Annotated in this window: 4 protein-coding genes; 3 read left to right on the top strand and 1 reads right to left on the bottom strand. The window is 63.0% G+C overall.

Annotation, left to right across the window (positions count from 1 at the left end):
- Positions 1-278, bottom strand: a 278-nt coding sequence (locus ACSLE4_RS14410) for a DUF6790 family protein (RefSeq protein WP_435905121.1), incomplete at its 3' end; no start/stop codon positions are given.
- 143 nt (positions 279-421) lie between these two features.
- Between ACSLE4_RS14410 and ACSLE4_RS14405 the strand changes: the two genes are divergently transcribed.
- From ACSLE4_RS14405 to ACSLE4_RS14395, 3 genes are all read left to right on the top strand, one after another.
- Positions 422-901 carry a ferritin-like domain-containing protein gene (locus ACSLE4_RS14405; protein ID WP_435905120.1) on the top strand — a complete coding sequence of 160 codons (480 nt, stop codon included), beginning with the start codon at positions 422-424 and terminating at the stop codon, positions 899-901.
- 68 nt (positions 902-969) lie between these two features.
- On the top strand, positions 970-1233 hold the full coding sequence (locus ACSLE4_RS14400; protein ID WP_435905119.1) for a DUF6582 domain-containing protein: 264 nt from the start codon (positions 970-972) through the stop codon (positions 1231-1233).
- 75 nt (positions 1234-1308) lie between these two features.
- Positions 1309-2389, top strand: a 1081-nt coding sequence (locus tag ACSLE4_RS14395) for a cytochrome P450 (protein ID WP_435905118.1), incomplete at its 3' end; no start/stop codon positions are given.

The raw sequence follows: 2389 nt of genomic DNA, 5'->3' as shown, positions 1-2389 counted from the left end.
GATGCGGCGATGGCGCCGAGGCCAATGCCGAGATTGGCGCCGGCGATCTCCTTCTGAAATGGGCTCGGCGCCCAGCCGATCGATTGGGCGACGCGGTCGCTGAACGCCGCGTGCGACAACGCCGCCCATAGACTGGGAAGCCCAAGCCCGAGCGACAGCATCCATTGCAGGAGCGGCGTCAGCTCGGTGCTGCCGAAAGGCTGGCCGATCTCGAGAAACCCCAGCGTGACCGCCGCGGCGTAGCACAGAGCCGGGAAGGCGGAGATCAAGTTCTGCATGATCGAATCCTGGGTCTGCGCGCTATGTCAGTGGACACCCGGTCGCGGCCCTCGCGCCGCGCGCCGTCCGGGTATAGTTATGACGCATTCGCCCGAAGAGGTGAACGCCCCTGGGGGGGTGAGCATGAGAGGAGGAAACACGTATGGCTGGAGACAAGATCACCAGAGAGAAATTGGCGAAGCTCCTGAACGAGGACCTGTCGCGGGAGTACCAGGCCATCATCGCCTATGTGGTCTATTCGCAGGTTCTCAAGGGGCCTGAGTATATGAGCATCGCCGACCAGCTCGAGCAGCACGCGCATGAGGAGCTTCAGCATGCGCTGACGATAGCGCGGCAGATCGATTATCTCGGCGCCATGCCGAGTGTGACGGCGAGACCGGTCAAAGTTTCGGAAAAAGCGCGCGATATGCTGAAATTCGATCTCAACAATGAGGCGGAAACTATTCGCGCCTACCGTGAGCGCGTTCGCCAGTGCGAAGAACTGGAAGAGTTCGCGATGGCGGAGCAGATCAGGGAGATCCTTGTCCAAGAGCAGGACCACCTCATCGATCTGGCCACGGCGCTCGGCGAGGACGTACCGGATCTCGGCAAGGCCGCCGGCCCCAAGACGCGAAAGCGCTGACGCCGGAGACCTGCCGGACCGACATAGGTTGACCTGATCTCCCAATCATTTTTGAGGAGGAAGACGCCATGCAGACGACTTGGCAGCCCCATACGGAGCACGGCGACCTGACGACAAGAAGCGACCTGCCGGAGACCGTGTTTGCGTTCCCGCAGCAGGGCAAGGAGCCGCTCACCGACGCGGACCATGTGCGGAACGCGCTGGCCCGCTTCGACCAGGTCGAAGGTGTGACCGATGCCGACCGCGATCTCGCCTTCGCCAATATCAAGAAGGCAGCCTCGTATTACGACGTCGACGTGCACGAGAACAGCTGGCGCGAACTCGGCCGCTAAAGCCGCCGCCGGGCTGTGTCATGCAGGCGCCCAGTTTTGCTGGCAAAGCTTGAGCCGCGGGAGCAAGCTTTGCCCATGAGTCGCGGCTCTGAACAGACGTATTCCTTGCGCGCGCCGCTGCGTTTCGATTTCGACAGCGCGGCCAGCAAGGCCGATCCGTTTTCCTTCTTCGCACGCTTGCGGGAGGCGGGACCGGTGATTCCGGTGAAGCTGCCCTTCGTCGGCAAGGCCTGGATCACCACGACCCACGAAGCCACCTCGGCAATGGTGAAGGACAACACCTTGTTCGTGCAGGAGGCACGGCATGCCGGAAAGTCGGGCGTGGCCGGCTTGGCCTGGTGGATGCCGGCTTCGCTCAAGCTTCTCACCAACAACATGCTGCTCAAGGACGAGCCGGACCATCGGCGCCTGCGCAAGCTCGTCGACCAGGCCTTTCAGCGCCGCCGGGTGCGCGACATGCGCGGCGAGATCGAAGGCATGGCGGACAGACTGCTCGACGGCTTAGAAGGGCGCGAGGAGGTGGACCTGGCGACCGAGTACTCACGCCGTCTGCCGCTTGAAGTGATCTGTTCGCTGCTCGGCCTACCCGATGACAATCGGGAAGTCTTCTCGGCGTGGGCCAAGGCCGCGACGTCGATGCGGAGCAGCTTCGGTATCTTCCGGGCCTTTCTGTCGATGCGTGGCGTCATCGACTATGTGCGCGGACAGATCGACGAGTGCCGCCGGCGCCCGCGCGAAGGGGTGATCAGCGAACTCGTGCGCGCGGAGGAAGACGGCGAAAAGCTCAGCGAAGACGAGCTGATCTCCATGGTGTTCCTGCTGCTCTTCGCCGGCTTCGAGACCACCACGCATCTCATTAGTGACAGCGTCATCGCGCTCGAGCAGAACCCCGCGCAGAAGAGTTTTCTCTTTGCGGATCTGGACGCCCGCATGGAGCGCGCCGTCGAGGAACTGGCGCGCTACGCGACACCGGTACAAAGCACGAAGCCCCGCTATGTATCGCGTGACTGCGCGTTCTTGGGACAGGAACTCAAGCGCGGCGACATTATAATGGGGCAACTCGCGGGCGCGAATTACGACCCGGCCGTGTTCGGCGAGCCGGAGCGGCTCAAGCTCGACCGGTTCCCGTACCCGCATCTGGTGTTCAGCTCGGGCA

This window comes from Methyloceanibacter sp. (assembly GCF_051306395.1).
Taxonomy (GTDB): Bacteria; Pseudomonadota; Alphaproteobacteria; order Rhizobiales; family Methyloligellaceae; genus Methyloceanibacter.
The sequence above is the reverse complement of the archived record's forward strand: the minus strand, read 5'-3'. Positions and strand labels throughout refer to the sequence as shown.